Origin of the sequence: Vibrio sp. Makdt (genome assembly GCF_027587015.1) — a bacterium.
Lineage (GTDB): Bacteria > Pseudomonadota > Gammaproteobacteria > Enterobacterales > Vibrionaceae > Vibrio > Vibrio chagasii_B.
Genome location: NZ_JAPPTH010000004.1, coordinates 1 through 18,051, shown reverse-complemented (window position 1 = coordinate 18,051; position 18,051 = coordinate 1). Strand labels below are relative to the sequence as shown.

The 18,051-nt window shown below is 45.2% G+C and carries 22 protein-coding genes and 1 pseudogene; 10 read left to right on the top strand and 13 right to left on the bottom strand.

Translation table 11 applies throughout. From position 1 onward, the window contains the following. Positions 1–93 precede the first annotated feature (93 nt). Positions 94–1,332: a uracil-xanthine permease family protein gene (locus OH460_RS05905; RefSeq protein WP_061032623.1), complete on the bottom strand. Its 1,239-nt coding sequence runs from the start codon at positions 1,330–1,332 to the stop codon at positions 94–96. Between the two features lie 276 nt (positions 1,333–1,608). Here OH460_RS05905 and OH460_RS05900 point away from each other — a divergent pair, with 276 nt between their 5' ends. Next, on the top strand, positions 1,609–2,871 hold the full coding sequence (locus tag OH460_RS05900) for a DUF2066 domain-containing protein (RefSeq protein ID WP_269995921.1): 1,263 nt from the start codon (positions 1,609–1,611) through the stop codon (positions 2,869–2,871). Positions 2,872–3,014: 143 nt separating this feature from the next. On the opposite strand, the gene OH460_RS05895 is transcribed toward OH460_RS05900, so the two are convergent. The 4 genes from OH460_RS05895 to OH460_RS05880 form a co-directional block, all read right to left on the bottom strand. Then, the gene (locus OH460_RS05895; RefSeq protein ID WP_008222952.1) at positions 3,015–3,449 is read right to left on the bottom strand and encodes a DUF2069 domain-containing protein; all 435 of its coding nucleotides are present in this window, start codon (positions 3,447–3,449) and stop codon (positions 3,015–3,017) included. Further along, on the bottom strand, positions 3,446–4,039 hold the full coding sequence (gene wrbA / locus OH460_RS05890) for an NAD(P)H:quinone oxidoreductase (protein ID WP_061032625.1): 594 nt from the start codon (positions 4,037–4,039) through the stop codon (positions 3,446–3,448). Before wrbA ends, OH460_RS05895 begins: the two co-directional genes overlap by 4 nt. A 6-nt stretch (positions 4,040–4,045) precedes the next feature. Beyond that, a complete protein-coding gene (gene arsC, locus OH460_RS05885; RefSeq protein ID WP_269995920.1) occupies positions 4,046–4,396 on the bottom strand; it encodes an arsenate reductase (glutaredoxin) in 351 nt (116 codons plus the stop codon). Positions 4,397–4,510: 114 nt separating this feature from the next. Beyond that, complete coding sequence (locus tag OH460_RS05880; protein WP_061032627.1) at positions 4,511–5,965, bottom strand: beta-barrel assembly-enhancing protease; 1,455 nt, start codon at positions 5,963–5,965, stop codon at positions 4,511–4,513. 178 nt (positions 5,966–6,143) lie between these two features. Between OH460_RS05880 and OH460_RS05875 the strand changes: the two genes are divergently transcribed. Together OH460_RS05875 and OH460_RS05870 are read left to right on the top strand one after the other, a co-directional pair. Then, the gene (locus tag OH460_RS05875) at positions 6,144–6,383 is read left to right on the top strand and encodes a sulfurtransferase TusA family protein (protein ID WP_116871752.1); all 240 of its coding nucleotides are present in this window, start codon (positions 6,144–6,146) and stop codon (positions 6,381–6,383) included. Further along, positions 6,376–7,452, top strand: a complete 1,077-nt coding sequence (locus tag OH460_RS05870; protein ID WP_061032628.1) for an AI-2E family transporter — start codon at positions 6,376–6,378, stop codon at positions 7,450–7,452. Before OH460_RS05875 ends, OH460_RS05870 begins: the two co-directional genes overlap by 8 nt. A 93-nt stretch (positions 7,453–7,545) precedes the next feature. On the opposite strand, the gene bcp is transcribed toward OH460_RS05870, so the two are convergent. Together bcp and OH460_RS05860 are read right to left on the bottom strand one after the other, a co-directional pair. Next, positions 7,546–8,016, bottom strand: a complete 471-nt coding sequence (bcp, locus tag OH460_RS05865; protein ID WP_268664783.1) for a thioredoxin-dependent thiol peroxidase — start codon at positions 8,014–8,016, stop codon at positions 7,546–7,548. 12 nt (positions 8,017–8,028) lie between these two features. Then, the gene (locus OH460_RS05860; protein WP_004741657.1) at positions 8,029–8,571 is read right to left on the bottom strand and encodes a glycine cleavage system protein R; all 543 of its coding nucleotides are present in this window, start codon (positions 8,569–8,571) and stop codon (positions 8,029–8,031) included. A gap of 374 nt (positions 8,572–8,945) precedes the next feature. Between OH460_RS05860 and dapA the strand changes: the two genes are divergently transcribed. Then, positions 8,946–9,824: a 4-hydroxy-tetrahydrodipicolinate synthase gene (gene dapA / locus OH460_RS05855; RefSeq protein WP_008222965.1), complete on the top strand. Its 879-nt coding sequence runs from the start codon at positions 8,946–8,948 to the stop codon at positions 9,822–9,824. A gap of 49 nt (positions 9,825–9,873) precedes the next feature. Beyond that, positions 9,874–10,920 carry an outer membrane protein assembly factor BamC gene (gene bamC, locus OH460_RS05850; protein ID WP_061034332.1) on the top strand — a complete coding sequence of 349 codons (1,047 nt, stop codon included), beginning with the start codon at positions 9,874–9,876 and terminating at the stop codon, positions 10,918–10,920. A gap of 124 nt (positions 10,921–11,044) precedes the next feature. Here bamC and OH460_RS05845 read toward each other — a convergent pair whose 3' ends face one another. From OH460_RS05845 to OH460_RS05830, 4 genes are all read right to left on the bottom strand, one after another. Beyond that, on the bottom strand, positions 11,045–11,251 hold the full coding sequence (locus OH460_RS05845; RefSeq protein WP_008222969.1) for a DUF2897 family protein: 207 nt from the start codon (positions 11,249–11,251) through the stop codon (positions 11,045–11,047). A gap of 8 nt (positions 11,252–11,259) precedes the next feature. After that, complete coding sequence (locus OH460_RS05840) at positions 11,260–11,934, bottom strand: M15 family metallopeptidase (RefSeq protein ID WP_269995919.1); 675 nt, start codon at positions 11,932–11,934, stop codon at positions 11,260–11,262. Between the two features lie 45 nt (positions 11,935–11,979). After that, positions 11,980–13,116 carry a succinyl-diaminopimelate desuccinylase gene (gene dapE / locus OH460_RS05835; protein WP_102423681.1) on the bottom strand — a complete coding sequence of 379 codons (1,137 nt, stop codon included), beginning with the start codon at positions 13,114–13,116 and terminating at the stop codon, positions 11,980–11,982. A gap of 128 nt (positions 13,117–13,244) precedes the next feature. Continuing rightward, positions 13,245–13,592 (bottom strand): ArsC family reductase, encoded by a 348-nt coding sequence (locus OH460_RS05830; RefSeq protein WP_008222974.1) that lies wholly within the window; start codon positions 13,590–13,592, stop codon positions 13,245–13,247. A 205-nt stretch (positions 13,593–13,797) separates the two neighbouring features. Between OH460_RS05830 and OH460_RS05825 the strand changes: the two genes are divergently transcribed. Continuing rightward, positions 13,798–14,085: a winged helix-turn-helix domain-containing protein gene (locus OH460_RS05825; RefSeq protein WP_004741665.1), complete on the top strand. Its 288-nt coding sequence runs from the start codon at positions 13,798–13,800 to the stop codon at positions 14,083–14,085. A 51-nt stretch (positions 14,086–14,136) separates the two neighbouring features. On the opposite strand, the gene OH460_RS05820 is transcribed toward OH460_RS05825, so the two are convergent. Together OH460_RS05820 and OH460_RS05815 are read right to left on the bottom strand one after the other, a co-directional pair. Continuing rightward, positions 14,137–14,469 carry a DUF4156 domain-containing protein gene (locus OH460_RS05820; RefSeq protein WP_269995918.1) on the bottom strand — a complete coding sequence of 111 codons (333 nt, stop codon included), beginning with the start codon at positions 14,467–14,469 and terminating at the stop codon, positions 14,137–14,139. A 12-nt stretch (positions 14,470–14,481) separates the two neighbouring features. Continuing rightward, entirely contained in the window at positions 14,482–14,826 is a 345-nt protein-coding gene (locus tag OH460_RS05815) for a DUF2956 domain-containing protein (protein WP_008222977.1), read from the bottom strand. Between the two features lie 109 nt (positions 14,827–14,935). Between OH460_RS05815 and OH460_RS05810 the strand changes: the two genes are divergently transcribed. The 4 genes and pseudogenes from OH460_RS05810 to OH460_RS05795 all read left to right on the top strand — a co-directional run. After that, complete coding sequence (locus OH460_RS05810; protein ID WP_102423684.1) at positions 14,936–15,397, top strand: DUF2919 domain-containing protein; 462 nt, start codon at positions 14,936–14,938, stop codon at positions 15,395–15,397. A gap of 65 nt (positions 15,398–15,462) precedes the next feature. Next, on the top strand, positions 15,463–16,386 hold the full coding sequence (locus tag OH460_RS05805; protein WP_269995917.1) for a Dyp-type peroxidase: 924 nt from the start codon (positions 15,463–15,465) through the stop codon (positions 16,384–16,386). A 121-nt stretch (positions 16,387–16,507) separates the two neighbouring features. Continuing rightward, positions 16,508–17,641: a flagellin gene (locus OH460_RS05800; RefSeq protein WP_269995916.1), complete on the top strand. Its 1,134-nt coding sequence runs from the start codon at positions 16,508–16,510 to the stop codon at positions 17,639–17,641. Positions 17,642–17,937: 296 nt separating this feature from the next. Continuing rightward, positions 17,938–18,051 (top strand): annotated as a pseudogene (locus tag OH460_RS05795) (flagellin); the annotation flags it as partial.

Sequence of the window (18,051 nt, the reverse complement as noted above, 5' to 3'; positions counted from 1 at the left end):
CACTTAATTACCCGTATTAATAAAAAGGGAGAGCATTCGATGCTCTCCCTTTTTTGATCTTCCAGTTTGTCGGCATCTAACCAGACTCAACTGTTAGTCGATTTGAGCCTTGTCTACCACAGTGTTGTCACCTAGCTCTTCAGGAAGTACTAGGTTAAGTAGAATCGCCACGATACCGCATAAGCTTACGCCCTGTAGGCTGAAGTCGCCGATACCAAAAGCCATGCCGCCAATACCGAATACTAGGGTAATGCCAACAATGACAAGGTTACGTGATTTGTGCAGGTCAACGTTGTTCTTGATTAACGTGTTAAGACCTACGGTTGCGATAGAGCCAAACAGAAGAATCATGATACCGCCCATCACTGGAACCGGAATGGTTTGCAGTAATGCGCCTAGCTTACCAACCAATGCAAGAACGATAGCGGTGACTGCAGCCCAAGTCATGATCACCGGGTTAAATGCTTTCGTTAGCATCACCGCGCCAGTTACTTCACTGTAAGTTGTGTTTGGTGGAGCGCCCAACATAGAAGCAGCTATTGTTGCCACGCCGTCACCTGTGATTGTGCGGTGCAGGCCAGGTTTCTTAAGGTAGTCTTTACCCGTCACGTTGGAAATCGCCAGCATGTCACCTACGTGCTCAACGGCAGGTGCAATCGCAACAAACACCATGAAGAAGATAGCGTTGATGTTGAATTCAGGCATGGTGAAGTTTGGTAGTGCCAACCACGATGCTTGAGCAACTGGTGTGAAGTCGACTGCGCCATAAACCAGGCTCGTAATGTAACCTGCGATAATACCGCCGAAGATAGGCAGTAGCTTTAGGAAGCCTTTCGAAAATACACTGATGATGATGGTTACGAGCAGTGAGATTGATGAAATCCACAGTGCTGCGTCTGCATCAACCAGTTGAACGGCGCCATCGCCGGTCTTACCTAAAGCCATGTTTACCGCAACAGGTGCTAGACCTAAACCAATCACCATGATTACAGGACCAACAACCACAGGTGGAAGCAGCTTATGGATAAAGCCAACGCCTCTCACTTTGATCAGAGCGCCCATTAAAACATACACAACACCTGCTGCCATTAGGCCACCCATGGTTGCACCAATCCCCCAAGTTTGGATACCAAACATGATAGGAGCGATGAATGCGAAAGAAGACGCTAAGAAGATTGGCACTGAACGGCGTGTAATAAGTTGGAATAAAAGGGTACCGATACCTGCGCCAAAGAGTGCAACGTTGGGATCAAGTCCTGTCAGTAGCGGCACGAGTACAAGCGCACCAAAAGCCACAAACAGCATTTGTGCACCTTGCAATGCATTTTTCATGATATGTCCTTAGATTGGTCGTTATATGAAAAGTGAAAAATAAAATTCGCGCGATTCTATCACTTAGCAATCGATTGCTACACAAAATAGATCAAATTTATTTATCATAGTGATGTTTTATATCGAACATGGTCCGAAAATGCAGTTTATAAGTTAGCGCTTTATCATGGTCAGGTGATATTTTGTGGTTATTAAACACAGTGGGCGCTAACGACCTTGCCCCTCAATCCATAGTTGCTTATCATCAAGGCACAAGCTTTGAATATTAGGATCAATATGCGCTACATAGCATTGTTGTTGATGGGACTATTAGCCTTCCCGAGTTACGCCTTAACTCAAGTAGATATCTTTAGTGCTGAAGTTGCGATTAACGCCGAAGACAAACAACCAGAACAAGTGGCACGAAATACCGGTATGGAGCAGGTATTGATACGTGCGACTGGTCAAACTGATGTTGCTTCAAATGAGACCATCCAAAAGGCGATGCGTAAGAGTGCGCAGTACATGTCTCAAATGAGTTTTGGTGAGAGCAATGACCAATCAACATTGCGTATGCGTTTTAATGGCGCTCAAATCCGTTCTCTACTGACTCAAGCACAACTGCCGTACTGGCCTGAAACTCGCTCAAACATCTTGGTTTGGCTAGTGGAGGAAGACAGCTTCGATAAGAACATTGTTTGGGAGCACTCGAACTCACAGCTTGCTGCTCAAATGCAAGCAAGTGCAAAAGATCGTGGTTTACCTCTGACTTTGCCTGTCGGTGATTTCGACGATATCACTGGTATCGCGACCTCAGATTTGTGGGGCAGCTTTGTTTCACCAATTAGCAGAGCAAGTCAACGCTACCCAGTAGATGCGGTGTTAGTGATTAAAGCTCAATCTTCAGGATTGCGTTGGACGCTGTACGACCAAAAACCAAGTCAATTGACTAGCGCGCCAACGGCACCAATTACAGGTTCTGTGTCGGGTAACAGCGCGACGGCTTCTAAGAAGCTCGTTGACCAAATCAGTAACTACTACGCAGGTAAAAGCGCGGTGACGGTGGCGAGTGAATCATCAGAGTCGATTTTAACTCAGTTTATTAGCCTGAATAATGCTCAAGACTTCTTCCAGTTAGAGAATGCACTTAAGCGTCTAAACTCGGTTGCTAGCCTAGATATTCTTAAGATTCAAAACAACGAAGTGACGTTCCGTATTCATTTGTTGTCGACTCAACAAGAGTTTGAACAAGAGGTGGCAAGTATTCGCCAAGTTGCGAAGGTTGAAGAGTCTTACATTGAACCAGAAGTAAGCCCTGAATTCGAAACACAAGACAACACCATGTCTGTAGGCGATGATTCAACAGCTGCTCTTGATACTGAAGCGACAGCAACTGACGCAGATACTGACGTTCAAGTAATTAAAGGCAATGAAGTATCAAGTGATGATTCATTGGCTGGCTCGGAGGCTAACTCTGAAGATACAGGTGCCGAAGAGTTAGAAGCAACTGCACCGCTGCATGCAAAGCCAAGCTTGGTATACGAGTGGAGTCGCAGTTAAGCCATTGCTTGTGCTTATCGCTAATACGAAAATGTAAGTAGCGAAGAGAAATAAAAAGAAAGCCCTGCTAGAGAAACCTGGCAGGGCTTTTTGTTTGTGTTGCTTGGTTAGCTAGTTACTCAGAAATATCGAACTGAATCTTATTACTCGAACTTTGCTTTCTCGTTCTTTTCTACTTCAGAAAGACGTTTAAGCTTGATGCCTAACTCTTTAGCGCGGAAACGGGTAAATAGGATATTTCCGGCGAAGCCCATCGTGGTCAGCAGTAGCTCAACAGCAGCCAATAAGCGTTCACCACCATCTACGTATAGAATGGTTAATGCGTGTAGGAAGTAGAGCATTAAGATGAAGTTCGCCCAAGCGTGCGTATAAGGCTTGCCGATTAAAATACCAGGTAATGGCAACAGTAGCGGTACAGCCCAAACGATAGCGAGCGTGACATTATCTAGGTGAGGATGCGGTGAAAGCGTCATCTGCCAAGCGACAACCCAACCTAACAGCAATAGGTTGCCTGCTAATGCGAGATAGCGAAATAGCTTTGTCTTAGGAGACATCGCCTTCTCTGACATGTACATCATTGAGAGATTCCCTTCTGATTTATCGCGATGCGCGCGAGGCGTTTACCTAGGTTCTGCGCCAACTCAATTTCTTCTTTGCTTAGTGAAGCACTCTCGCCTGTGCTGCTTGCGCCATAGGGCGTGCCACCCGTTTGAGTGGTATGCAGTGCAGGCTCTGAGTAGGGGATGCCGACCACTAACATTCCATGGTGAAGCAGTGGCAACATCATGCTTTGCTGTGTTGTTTCTTGCCCACCATGCAGTGATGAAGAAGAGGTAAATACACAAGCTGGCTTATCGATTAGATCGCCATTGATCCACAATGATGTAGTGCTGTCCCAAAAGTGCTTCATCGGCCCAGCCATGTTGCCGAACCAAACCGGGCTGCCAAGCGCCAAGCCATCGCAAGAACGGAGATCTTGAAGCGTGGCAATTGGATCCGTGGGTTGATAGCGAGAGTCTGGCTGCTCTTCTACTGTATATACATCGTTAACCGTTCTTAGCATGGCTTCACACTCAGGAATGGACTCCACCCCTCGTGCTATCTGCCTTGCTAGAGCTTGTGTGTTGCCGTGACGACTGTAGTAGAGAACAAGGATGTTGATGCTCATAGCCGCTTACAGAATCTCTAGTACTTGCTCTGGTGGACGACCAATCTTGGCTTTATTGTTCGCAACAACCACTGGGCGCTCAAATAATTTTGGATTAGTAGCCATTGCAGAAAATAGGTCTTCATCAGATACAGAAGCATCGCCAAGGTTTGCTTCTTTGTAGTCTGCCTCTTTGGTGCGCATCATTTCGCGAACGCTGCTAAAACCTAGCTGAGTGAACAGTACTTTTAGCTGTTCAACAGTTAGAGGTGTGTCTAGGTACTTGATCACTTCAGGTTGTACACCGTTTGTTTCAAGTAATTCAAGCGTTTGACGGCTCTTTGAGCAGCGTGGGTTATGATAAATCACGACAGACATGGTTCTTCCTCATTATTATCTTTTATTTAATTTTCAGCAGAGGCCAGCTAATTGGCCTCTTCACTGTATACGTTGAGCTTTTTTCTTTTGGCGACTAGCCGAGTATTGAACGCCTTATTGCAGTGCTAAGAAGCGCTCGCGCTGAATCATCAGCTGATCAATTCGAGCATCGTAGCGGGCTTGCTTCAAGCTACCGAGTTCTGCGATTTGACTTGCTTGCGTGTAGTACTGAATCGCTTTGTTCCAGTTGGCTTGCAATGCCAAAATTTCAGCTCGTGCGGCAAGGTCTTCATCACTATTGCCAAGGCTAGTATTCGCTTTTGAAAGCAGGTGCCAGCCATTGGTGTCATTCGGATTGTCATGCGTATAACGTTGTAATACGCGAACAGCCTCTGCAAAGTCTTCTTTTTCAATCAAGGCATTTGCGTAGTTGATTGTGAGTACCGGGTTGTTTGGCTGACGAACTAATGCCGATTTCAGCTCTTTAATGGCAAGCTCAGGCTTTTTCTGCTCGATGTGCAGATCGGAAATCGCATCTAAGTAGAACAGGTTGGTCGGGTCGCTGGTAATCAGTTTGGTTAGAATCGGTTCTGCTTTATCTAACTTTTTCGAATCGAGGTAAACCAGTGCTTGTCCATACTCTAACGATGGAACAATCTCTTTTGGTGCCTTTTTCAATTGGCGTGAGAACCAATCGAGCGACGCCTCATTATTGATACCGGCATAGCGTGCCACGATGCGAGCTCTTGCCAAGTGGTAATCCAGCGATGGCGCAAGTTTCAGCGGTGGGTAGCTACGAGCACGTGCGCGCGAATCGGTAATACGATCTTCTGGCAACGGGTGAGTGAGCAACATTGGAGGTGGTGTGCTTGCGTAGCGGTATTCATCCGCTAAACGGCCAAAGAAGCGTGGCATTGCGTTCACGTCAAATCCAGCTTTTGCTAGCGTGTTGATACCAAAGCGGTCGGCTTCTTTTTCATTACTACGGGTGTAGTTAATTTGGCTCTGCATGTTACCCGCGGTGGTTGCGGTTAAGGCTGCAATACCCGCCTCAGGAGCGGCAATAGCCAGCAATACAGACGCTGCAAGCGCTGCGATAGTCGCAGGAGAACGGCGTGCTTGATCTTCCATACTACGCGCTAAGTGACGCTGCGTAACGTGTGCGATTTCGTGCGCTAATACAGACGCAAGTTCACTTTCCGATTGTGCGTGCAGGAATAGACCTGAGTGCAGTGCAACATAACCACCAAAGAAAGCAAAAGCGTTGATGTTGCGGTCACGGATCATAAAGAACTGGAAAGGTGTCTTTACGTCATTGGCATTCGCGACAAGGCGATGGCCTAGTGTGTCGATATAAAGGTTGAGAACTGGATCGTTGATAACAGGCTGGCTGCTTCTGATGATGCGCATGTAGGCATCACCATAGATGAGTTCTTGATCGATAGTGAGCGTGCCGCCAGCCGCCGTGCCGATGTCCGGTAAATCCAAGCTGTTGGTGTTAGCCAACGTTGGGGTGCTTAATGTGGCTGCGATGCATAAGCAAGCAATTGAACGAGCGCGTTTAAACATATTAGTCAGTAATACTCCGTTTCTTCTGACAGTAAGACAAGGGCAATGCAAATTGGTTCTTTATCTGGTTTAACCTTTGTTAAGTGCGTGCGCTATCCTGAAGGAAGATGAATCAATGATGGCACGTTTTCAAAAACAGATTACAATATGCCCCTTATAATAAGCATCGAGCCCAAGAATGACACCTAATATTCTAGATTTACGCCAAGAGCGCTGCCCAATGGCGTTATTATTAGCCAAGCGTCACAGTGTAAAGTTAGAAGTAGGGCAATCTTTGTCAATTTATGTATCAGATAACAGTTCGATGAAAGATATTGTTACTTTTTTGTCTAAGCAAGCTTATGTTGTCATGACAGAGGCTTGTTCTAATTACCACCATCTCCTCGTCACTAAAAAGGAATCGCAGTCAGATGCTTGAAATGGTCAGTCGTTGGTATAAACGACGTTTCTCTGATCCACACGCTGTCAGTTTGGTTGCCATCATTCTATTCGGCTTTATTACTATCTACTTCTTTGGCCACCTGATCGCACCGCTGTTGGTGGCGATTGTGTTGGCTTATTTGCTTGAGTGGCCAGTGACTCAACTTCAACGACTCGGTGTTCCAAGAACGCCATCGGTGATGTTGGTGATCTTGATGTTCTTTAGCTTAATGCTACTAGCGATATTCGGATTAGTGCCAACCATTTGGGAGCAAGTGGGTAACCTAATCAATGATATTCCTAGTATGTACGGTAGCTTGCAGAAGTTCATTGCAACGATTCCAGAGCGTTACCCAGAGCTTGCTAACTTACAGATCGTTGAGTCTGTCATGTCTAACGCGAAGAACAAGGCGTTGGGCATGGGTGAGAGTGTGGTGAAAGGCTCGTTAGCGTCTTTGGTTAGCTTAGCGACGCTAGGTGTTTATCTTATCTTAGTACCATTGCTTATTTTCTTCTTACTGAAAGACAAAGAAGAGATGATCAGAATGGCAAGTGGTGTGCTTCCTCGAAACCGTCGCTTGGCGACCAAAGTATGGGAAGAGATGAACGAACAAATCTCGAACTACATCCGCGGTAAGGTGCTAGAAATTTTAATCGTAGGTGGCGTCAGCTACGTAACTTTCGCGATTTTAGACCTTCGCTACTCAGTGCTATTAGCGGTTGCTGTAGGCTTCTCGGTATTGATTCCATACATTGGTGCAGCGGCGGTAACCGTACCAGTTGCCATTGTTGGTTTGTTCCAGTGGGGGCTTGAGCCTCAATTCTACTGGCTATTATTGGCTTACGGCATCATTCAAGCCCTAGATGGCAACGTGTTAGTACCCGTTTTGTTCTCTGAAGCAGTGAATCTGCACCCTGTTGCGATTATTGTGGCGGTATTAGTGTTTGGTGGACTTTGGGGGTTCTGGGGCGTGTTCTTCGCGATTCCACTGGCGACCTTAGTGAAGGCGGTTTGGAATGCCTTACCTAGCCATGCATTAGATGATGACCCTGTGCATCATCAGTAACGAAAAATGAATGATAAAAAAGGCGACTATCAATGATAGTCGCCTTTTTAATTTATCTTAGTTGGTAGTGAGTCTAGGTCACCTCAACAGACATTAAGCTTCTTGATTGAAGTACTCTAGAACCACTTCGTGGTGAGTTTTTGTCTTGAATTTATTGAAGACATGCTCAATTTGACCTTCTTCGTCAATTAGGAAGCTAATGCGGTGCAGGCCATCGTAAACTTTGCCCATGAACTTCTTCTCGCCCCAAACACCGAATTGCTCAGCAACGCTGTGGTCTTCGTCAGATAGCAGAGTGAAGTTTAGAGATTTCTTCTCAATGAAGTTAGGCAGGCGTTTCACTGGGTCGATGCTGACACCCAGAACAACCACGTTTAGTTCATCCAGCTGTGCTTTGATATCACGCAGGCCTTCCGCTTGTACAATACAACCAGGAGTCATTGCTTTTGGGTAGAAGTAGAAAAGTACTTTTTTACCTTTGAAGTCACCAAGAGATACGATATTGCCATCTTGATCTGGAAGAGAAAAAGCAGGTGCTGGAACACCAGCCGTTAGCGTATTCATGATATTTCCTTTTTAAAGACTGTTTTTAATAAAGTTGAGCGAGCCTTGGACTGATAGGCTCTGACACAGCGAGTTGAATTCTTCTTGTAGCTGCATCAAATTACATTCTGACTGTACAGAAGCGGTAATAGAGATATGGAATTGGTCGTTGTCGAGCTGGACCTTAGATTTATTGATCGTTTGTGCGCTCAGCGAGTCGAGGCCGATGTCTCGGTCTGCAAAGAACTGTGTGAACTGCTCGGTCAGGCCGAGTTTGTCATCTGACTCAACGAACACTTCTAACGTGTAGGAGTTCTCTACCACATCGTGCGGAGAGGTTCGCTTCATAATCGTAATCAAGTCGTGCTCTTGACCAAGCAAGGGCAGGGTGGTTTCAACACGGGTGATGTTGTTTGCTTTACCAGACAGTAGCATGATAAGCGTAAATTCTTCGCCAAACAGGGCAATACGGCTATCAATAATGTTACAGCCTGATTGGGTGACCAAATGAACCACTTGGTTGCATACACCTGGGCGATCTGTGCCCACAGCTGTGATTACTAGATGTTGAGTCATAAAATCACGTCTCTATATATTCCATTGATTCATGCATGTTAGCACAGTTAGCAAGAGGAATAAGCGTGCGAGTGGGGCTTTTTATGACTCATCTTGCGTCTGACAGGCAACCAATGATAAGAATATCTAAAACGTCGTAGCACAAGTTTGTCGGGTGACAGCACAGCTTACCTGTTACTGACATCTATCCATGTTCTATCCGTTAGATTGAGCTCAGGTTATCCAAATTTTAGGTTGAACGTGGCGATAAGCCGTTTTACCTCAAACATACGACAATATTTCATACCGATGTTGCCGCTAAGCCACTTTAATGTCTTGTGTTTATTGATTGGCTTACAGTAACATGCAAAAAGAATAAATTAAGGGAGATAGACATGTTTTCAGGAAGTATCGTTGCGCTAGTTACGCCATTTAACGCAGATGGCGAAGTGGATTTCGACAGCCTTAAAAAGTTGGTTGATCACCATGTTGCTGCAGGTAGTGATGGTCTGGTTGCGGTTGGCACAACAGGTGAGTCTTCAACACTCACAATTGAAGAGCATGTCAAAGTCGTCAATAAGATCGTTGAATTTGCTGATGGTCGTATCCCAGTTATCGCAGGTACAGGCGCAAATGCCACGCACGAGTCAGTGCTATTCAGTCGTTTATTGAACGGTTCTGGTATTGCGGGTTGCCTGAGCGTAACGCCTTACTACAACAAACCGACTCAAGAAGGTTTGTACCAACACTACAAAGCGATTGCTGAAGTAAGTGACGTTCCTCAGATCCTATACAATGTACCGGGTCGTACTGCGGTAGACCTATTACCAGAGACGGTTGCTCGCCTTTCTGAAATCGAAAACATCGTTGCACTTAAAGATGCGACGGGTGATCTCGACAGAATTGCAATTCACCGTGAACTTTGTGGCGAAGATTTTATCTTACTAAGTGGTGATGACTTAACAGGCCTAGAATTTGTTAAGCGTGGTGGCGATGGTGTGATTTCTGTAACGAATAACGTTGCAGCGGCTGATATGGCTACTATGTTCAAACTTGCGAAAGAAGGTAAGTTTGAAGAAGCAGAAGCGATCAATGAGCGCTTAATGCCTCTACATAAGAATTTGTTCGTTGAGTCTAACCCTATTCCCGTAAAATGGGCGGTTCATAAAATGGGTCTGATTGCTGAAGGTGGCTTACGCTTACCTCTGACTGAACTGTCGGAACCAGCTCAACCTGTTGTTGCTCAAGCAATGACTGAAGCGTGTATTTACTAAAAACGTATGAAGTGATGCCGAAGCGAACCTTCGGCATTTAGGAGTATAAATGAAGTATTCTCACCAGCTAGTGATTGGGTCACTGGCTGTTTTCGTTCTTACAGCATGTTCTGGCAGCCCGACTCAACGTCGTCAAGCCAAAGATGATTTCGAATACTTAGAAACACCTGAGTTTTCACAATGGCAGTTGCCTGAAGATGCTCAGCCTCAGTTCTACCCAAATTTTGACATCCCGAGCGGTGACTTCACTGGTGGTGTAGGCCCTGCCGTGGATATTCGTCCACCACAACAGGTTCTTGAGTTGATCCCTGGTGCTCGTGCAGAGCGTCAAAACGGTGAAGTAACGTTATGGTTGCTTCGTGCAGAAGAAGCAGACCGTGTATGGCAAACGGCTGTCGACATGTTGGCTCAACGTGGTATTGGTATTCGTGAACAGTCTGAGAACGAGATTGAGACCGATTGGGTTACTTGGGTTTCTGAAGACGAAGACGTAGAGATCGGCAGCCGCTATTCTATCTCTCGTTTCCAAGCGAACAACCGTCATGGCTTCAAGATTAATCTTATTGATTGGCGTGAAGGCAACAAAGAGAAACCAGTTACGGCAACCAACAAAGAGCGTTACAACGCTTTCCTAACCAATTTAGTGATGGCTAAGTACGATGAAAACCTTCGTGCTGAAGCGGCTCTGAAAGCACAAGAGTTGGTGAAACGAATTCCTATCTCAATGGGCTCTGACCGCAGTGGTTTCCCTGTGATTATTGCTCGTACACCATATAACGTGTTCTGGCAGCGTCTACCGACCTTATTACCGTCGATGGGCTTTGAACTTGAAGAACGTAACCAATCTCAGGGTACGGTTAAAGCTAAGTACGCAGCGCCAGATGATGAGTTCTGGGAAGAAGTTGGCTTGCAACCTGTTGATTTAGCACCAGGTACATACAACTTCCTATTCGGTGATCTTGGTAACCGTACGTCAATTAACGTGACGGATGCATCAGGTAAGCCAGTAGAGGAAGAGTTGCTTAAGTCACTGGTTCCTGTTCTCGCACACGTTGCGGACCAAACCAAAGATGACAAAGCGGCGGAAGCTGAGTAAGCCAAGCTTAATCGGCTATAGGGCCTCGGAAAATAGGCCCTTTTAGTTCAGCCAATGTTTCAGCGTAAACAAATAAAAAGAGGACACATTGTGTCCTCTTTTTTGTGTTCGTTTGACCGCAAGATCAGCTATCTTTGGTTTCTTTTGATTGAGCTTTTTCCTGGTTCTGCTTATCTAGCCGATTGAGCTTGTCCAAGTCACTCTCCCTTTTCCCACGGCTTGTTTTTCCGAGATCCATATTAGCGGTCTGTTTTAGAGCTGCGATGTTACCTACCACAACGCTAACCACGATGATGATGATAACCCAAGGGTTTGTAAGCCACTCTAACATAAGCGCTCCTAATGGCTGATGTTCGTTACGAAGCGCGCATAGATATCGTCTAGCTGCTCCATAATAATCTCATACCCTAATACTGGCTTAGATTTGAGCTGCTTGCCAAGTAAAGTCGGGGATAACTGTGATAAACACAGCTCCGAAACGTTACGATGGCTAATATGCCAAGGTTCTATCGCCACACCGCCAAGATCTCGGCTATAGGGAAAAAAGAACCCAAATTGTGAAGCATTAGCAGAGAGCCATTGATAAAACGCTTGCTGGTGACCAGTAAGGTATTCCCAAGGCTCTAGTTGTAGCTGTGTGTCTTCAGGGAGGTGATTACGAGCAAAGACATCGAAGTCACAACCCCAATGGTGGCGACTCGCTCCAGGAAGCGCAGACCATCTCAGAATCGCCGACAGCTTTTGATGTTCAGTCAGTGTTGAAGCATCAAGTGGTTGGCTATCTGAATCCAAGATTGGGGCTTCACCAGAAAACTTGCGATTCCAAATCAGAGATTGCCTTTCATAGTCTCGAAAGCCACTGGCGATCTCCATTTTAAAACCAGCGAGCTGAGCAGCTTCAATCAACCTGTTTAAGTCATCGATAACGTCACTGTGTACCAAGAATGTCTTAGTACCAATTAGGCTCGGTGCCAGGTGAGAATCTGATTGTCCGGTAAGCTGCTCTGGTGTCATAACGAGTCTCTCAATGTTTTGAAGTGATACTTCGCTAGGAAAGATCTATTTAGCGAACAAGTTCACTAACGTTCTTTCGTACATGTCGGTTAGCTTCTCTAAATCTGCTACTTTCACGCACTCGTTAACCTTGTGAATGGTCGCGTTTACTGGGCCAAGTTCAACCACTTGTCCGCCCATACGTGCAATGAAGCGACCATCAGACGTACCGCCAGTTGTCAGTAGTGCCGGTTTTACATCATTGACGTGACCAACAGCATCAACAATCGCATCAAGCAGTGAGCCTGCGTCTGTTAGGAACGGGTCGCCATTGAAGGTCCACTTAAGATCGTATTCGAAATCGTATTTATCGAGCGTTGTTGTCACGCGCTCAACGATAACGTCATTGCTTAACTCTGTGCTAAAACGAAGGTTAAACTGAACATTAAACTCACCTGGAATCACGTTAGACGCGCCAGTACCGGCACTCACATTCGGGATCTGGAAGCTGGTTGGTGGGAAGTAGTCATTACCTTGGTCCCATTCCGTCGTCGCTAGCTCGTGAATTGCCAGCAGAGAGCTATGTACCGGGTTATTTGCTAGGTGAGGGTAAGCAACATGACCTTGTGTACCTTTGATCGTTAGATCACCAGTGATAGAGCCGCGACGGCCGTTTTTCACCACATCGCCCACAAACTCAGTGCTTGATGGCTCACCAACAATACACATATCAATGTTCTCACCACGTGCCATCAGAGCTTCAACAACACGTACTGTACCGTTGATGAAAGGGCCTTCTTCATCAGAGGTGATAAGGAAGCCGATTGAACCAGAGTGGTCTGGGTACTTTTCAATAAATTGCTCTACGGCAACAATCATTGAAGCCAGAGAACCTTTCATGTCTGCCGCACCACGGCCGTGTAAGTAGCCATCAACGATCGTTGGTTCAAATGGTTTGGTGTTCCATTGTTCGATTGGGCCAGCTGGAACCACGTCTGTGTGACCTGCGAAAGCAAATAGAGGTGCTTCGGTACCACGACGAGCCCAGAAGTTCGTCGTATCTTCAAATACCATCACTTCGATTTCAAATCCGAGTGCTTTTAATCGATTAATCATCAGCTCTTGGCAGCCTGCGTCTTCAGGGGTTACCGATTGACGGCTAATGAGGTCTTTTGCCAGAGCCAAAGTTGGGCTATCTGTCATCCTTGAATTCCTTGTTTAAATAAAACGTCGAGTCATTAATCTCAGGCGTTGAACAGGGCACGTTCAACGCCTTGTTATCTGTTCTAATGTTGCTGTTTACGCAAGTTATTGATTAAGCAAATTGCTGATTACGCAAAAATAGCCGCGTACTGGTCAGCTTTAAAGCCAATGTGAAGTTTGCCATCGACTTTCAAAATAGGGCGCTTGATCATCGCTGGTTGTTCAACAAGCAGAGTGATTGCCGTTTGTTCTGTTAACGTGTCTTTTTGCTCTTGAGAAAGCTGACGATAAGTCGTGCCACGTTTGTTTAGTACAAGCTCCCAGCCAAGCTCTGAACAGAAGTTTGTTACTAACTCTTCAGTGATGCCTTGTTTGCGATAATCGTGAAATTCGAACTCGATACCTTCAGCTTCAAGCCATTTCTTTGCTTTTTTAATCGTGTCGCAATTTGGGATACCAAACATTGTGATAGTCATTATTCTTCCTCTGGGTGATTTTCTTTCATTGTTATGAGTTGAATCCTATCAGGAAGCGGCAATTCAGACAAAATAGAGTGAGGAATATTTCATTGAGCGAAAAAAAACAGTAAGAAAATGTCACTATTGGAGACTTATTGATCAGCCTCAACATGTTGTCAGCGAAAAAAGAAATAATTGAGTTGCACATATATAGGAGGTGTCAATGGAGTTGAGTCCTGTTTTTGCAAGGCGGCTATATTTAGCATTGTTAGTTGAAAGCCTTGATAGGCCAAATGTGCCTAAACTCATCGAAAAAACGGGTTGGCCTCGTCGTACTATTCAAGATGTACTCAAGGCGTTACCGGGGATCGGTATCGAACTTATGTTTGTTCAAGATGGGCGACGTCATAATGATGGTTATTACCAGTTATCCGATTGGGGACCATTTGACAGTCAGTGGGTTCTAGAACGTAAAGGCGATATAGCAACAAGCCTTGGATTTAGTGCATAAGCCAGCGAAAGCTGGCTTTCTTTTTTGTATGCTGCTAAGTAGAGCTGTTGGTTACTCGCAAAGATAAGTGGTGCCAAGCATGGTAACCGAAGTGGCAAAATCTTGAGGTAAGGTAAAGATGACTGTGTTTGCACCAAGCTCAATGGTATTGGTTTTGAGTTCGTTCATCGCACCCTGAATCAAGGTGTCATTCGGGTAGAAGAGGTAGCTGTACCAATGGCCTTCGCTACCAGTGACTTCCCCTTTGTACTCACACTGTTCAATATCAATCATGCCGTGAAAATCCATTCTCACACTGTTGGCTTCATTGTGAGGTACTGAAGTTGGTGTGGTACACCCCAACAACATGCCGCTCACGGCTAATGCCATCCATTCCTTTTTCATACGTCTATCCTGTTATTGCATCAAATAAATCGCAAAACCTACCCAGCTCGCGAACAATAGTATCCACGGTAACTTACTTGAGTGATTTGATGTTGTTTCAACACTAGGCTTTGCATCGTGCTCTTGCTCTGTAGCCGCTTGTTGAGTTTGCTTCTCTTTTTGTACGCGTTTTTTGGCTTTATCAGCTTGACGGTTGCGTTCCTTTTGCTGCTTCTTGTAAAGCGCGATGCCTTTCTCAATACCTTGGGCAATTAATTTGGTTTGTTCTTTAGTTTGGGCTGGCTTTTGAGTCGCTTTGGCTATCTTCAGTGCTTCTTGTTGTGATTCAACAGAGGGTGTATTAGTTTTCTTTTTCATGCTGAGTTCGATAATTAAAACGGATTAGCTAATAAGATAACGCAAACCTAGTTAAGTATGAATGATTTGCGTTAAAGTGTTGGTTTGAAAACAAGTGAAAGTGAGATTTGTGCGGTACTCCATAGAACAATACGACAAGCACGGCTTCTTAAAAGCACCAATCTTATTATGGTTAGGTTGGCTGTTTCTTGCGAAAGCTCTCGTCGTTTTCATCGTTGCAGGTGCAAGTAGAGAATCGGGAACTGATATTCTCGAGATCATCTACCCAGATCATCATATGTTTTATGTAGGGATCGCCTTGAGTGTCCCTAGCTTGTTACTGATGTGGTTATTTGGGCTAAGATCTCCAGATAGAAAGCGCCTCAATAAAGTGGTGTCTTGGGGGCGTTGGGCCACCATGGCTGCTATTGTGGGGCAGGGCTCCCATACAATTTATTTAATCTATTTGGATAACGGTTGGTTCCGTTGGTCAAATGGTCTCACCCTATTGTTGCTGCTGTGGTTTGCGCTTTATCTAACCAATAGCCATACAGCACGGGATTGCTTTAAAGTGGTTGAGCACGAAGACTGATTCTCATCAAAACATTTGTCCCATTCACCATTATACTTAGAAGCTAAAACTGGAAGGAATAATCTATGCTTAATGTCTCAAATGAGCAGCCTAACGTTCAAAGTGCTATTTTGCCTGAAGCTGGGCCTTTCGCTCTTTACGTTCAACTTAAAGTGAATGCTAACACTGCTAATGTACTAGCTGAAATTCAAAAGATTCCAGCGCTAATCGAAGAGCTGAATCAGACTCAGCCAGATGCAAACCTAACGGCTTCGGTTGCATTCTCTAAAGCGTTTTGGGATAAGTTCGAGCAAGCAGCTCCCTCTGATCTAATTGATTTCCCTGCGCTTGGTGAAGGTGATGTTACAGCACCTAGCACGCCAGCTGATGTGTTGATTCACTGCCATTCAAACCGACACGATCTGCACTTCTTCATCTTACGTAAATTGCTATCTGAAGTAGCAGCAGACGTTGAAGTGGTTGATGAAACTTACGGTTACCGCTTCCTAGATTCTCGTGATATGACGGATTTCGTCGACGGTACTGAAAACCCGAAAGACGCGCAACGCGCGGAAGTTGCGATTGTTCCTGAAGGTGAATTCGCGGGTGGTAGCTACGTGATGGTGCAGCGCTTTGTGCATAACCTACCTGCTTGGAACCGATTGAATGTATCGGCGCAGGAAAAAGTGGTTGGTCGTACTAAGCCTGATTCAATCGAGTTAGATGATGTTCCAGCAGCTTCTCACGTCGGCCGTGTAGATATCAAAGAAGAAGGCAAAGGCCTTAAGATCGTTCGTCACAGCTTACCTTACGGCACAGCAACGGGTGATCACGGCCTACTGTTTATTGCTTACTGTAACGTGCGCCATAACTTCGACGCGATGCTAGAGAGCATGTACGGCGTAACTGATGGCAAAACAGACCAACTGCTTCGCTTTACTAAAGCGGTGACTGGCGCGTATTACTTTGCTCCTTCAACTGAGATGTTGAGTGCATTAATGATTAAGTAAGTCGTCTCAAAAAGAATAAACAAAGGGAGCCTCAGGGCTCCTTTTTTATTAAAGCTTTATATGAATAGGTCGATATAAGAGCAATCGTGAGTTTTATTCCTCTTTTTGTAAGCGAAGGTCTATGGCTATAACTGTTAATACCAATGTCTCAGCGCTGGTGGCCCAGAGAAACCTCTCTAATGCCAATAACATGCTTAACCAATCTTTGGAGCGCTTGGCTTCAGGGAGTCGTATTAACAGCGCTAAAGACGATGCTGCAGGGCTACAAATTTCGAACCGCTTGGAAGCGCAGATGAGTGGTATTGATGTCGCTGTGCGTAATGCGAATGATGGTATATCTATCATGCAAACCGCTGAAGGCGCGATGAATGAAACCACCAATATCATGCAGCGTATGCGCGACTTGTCTCTACAAGCAAGCAACGGTTCAAATAGCCAGTCCGAAAGAACGGCGATTCAAGAAGAGATTACCGCCTTAAACGATGAGCTGAATCGTATTGCAGAGACCACTTCTTTTGGTGGCAAAAAACTTCTCAATGGTAATTTTGGTAGTACGTCATTTCAGATTGGTGGCAGTTCGGGCGAAGCCGTGCAGATTGGTTTGAAAAGTATGCGTACCGATGACATCAACATGGGAGGCTTTAGCTACGTTGCTAATGGCATGGCCAGTGATTCATGGGAAGTGAAATCAAACCAGAATGATATGACGATGTCGTTTACCGATCGTTTTGGCCAGCCTCAAGAGATCATCATTAATGCGAAAGTCGGCGATGACATTGAAGAGTTGGCGACCTACATCAATGGTCAAACGGATCTGGTCTCAGCTTCGGTTAATGATGATGGGCAGCTTCAAATCTACATGTCTGGTGAAGATACCTCTGGCACTATCTCTTTCTCTGGTTCACTCGCGAGTGAACTGTCGATGTCAGCGGGTTACTATGAGTCGGTGAATGACATCAATGTGACGGATGTGGGGGGGGCGCAGCGTGCTGTTTCTATTTTAGATACCGCGATGAAGTACGTGGATAGCCATCGCTCTGAATTAGGCGCAATGCAAAACCGCTTCGACCACGCCATTAACAACCTTGAAAATGTTCATGAAAACTTGGCGACCTCAAACAGTCGAATCAAAGATACCGATTACGCCAAGGAAACGACACAGATGCTAAAGCAGCAAGTTCTTCAGCAAGTTAGCACCACTATTCTGGCTCAAGCGAAGCAAGCACCTAACCTTGCCTTAACCTTGTTAGGTTAATCAATTACTTTAAATCTCATAACACCATTTCAGTTTATTTGGCTTCTTCGGTTAATAAAAACACAAAACCTCGCTCGACGGACTTCTCGACAACTTTAGCGTTTTTCTTATCTTTTTTTGATAAATTTATTACCAGTCACGCTTTCTTCTCCTTTATCTCTATTTCTTTAATTTTATTGTTTTTTTCCTAAAGGTTTCGTCAATTACGCCGTTATTAAAAGTAACTTTGAGAGAACTACTTGGTTTTCCGAGACGTCGGAAACCGCAATACCGGAAAATCAATTGGAGAAATCACCATGGCAGTGAATGTAAATACCAACGTTTCAGCGATGACTGCGCAACGTTACCTAAACAACGCAAACAGCGCACAACAAACATCAATGGAGCGTCTAGCTTCTGGCTCTAAAATC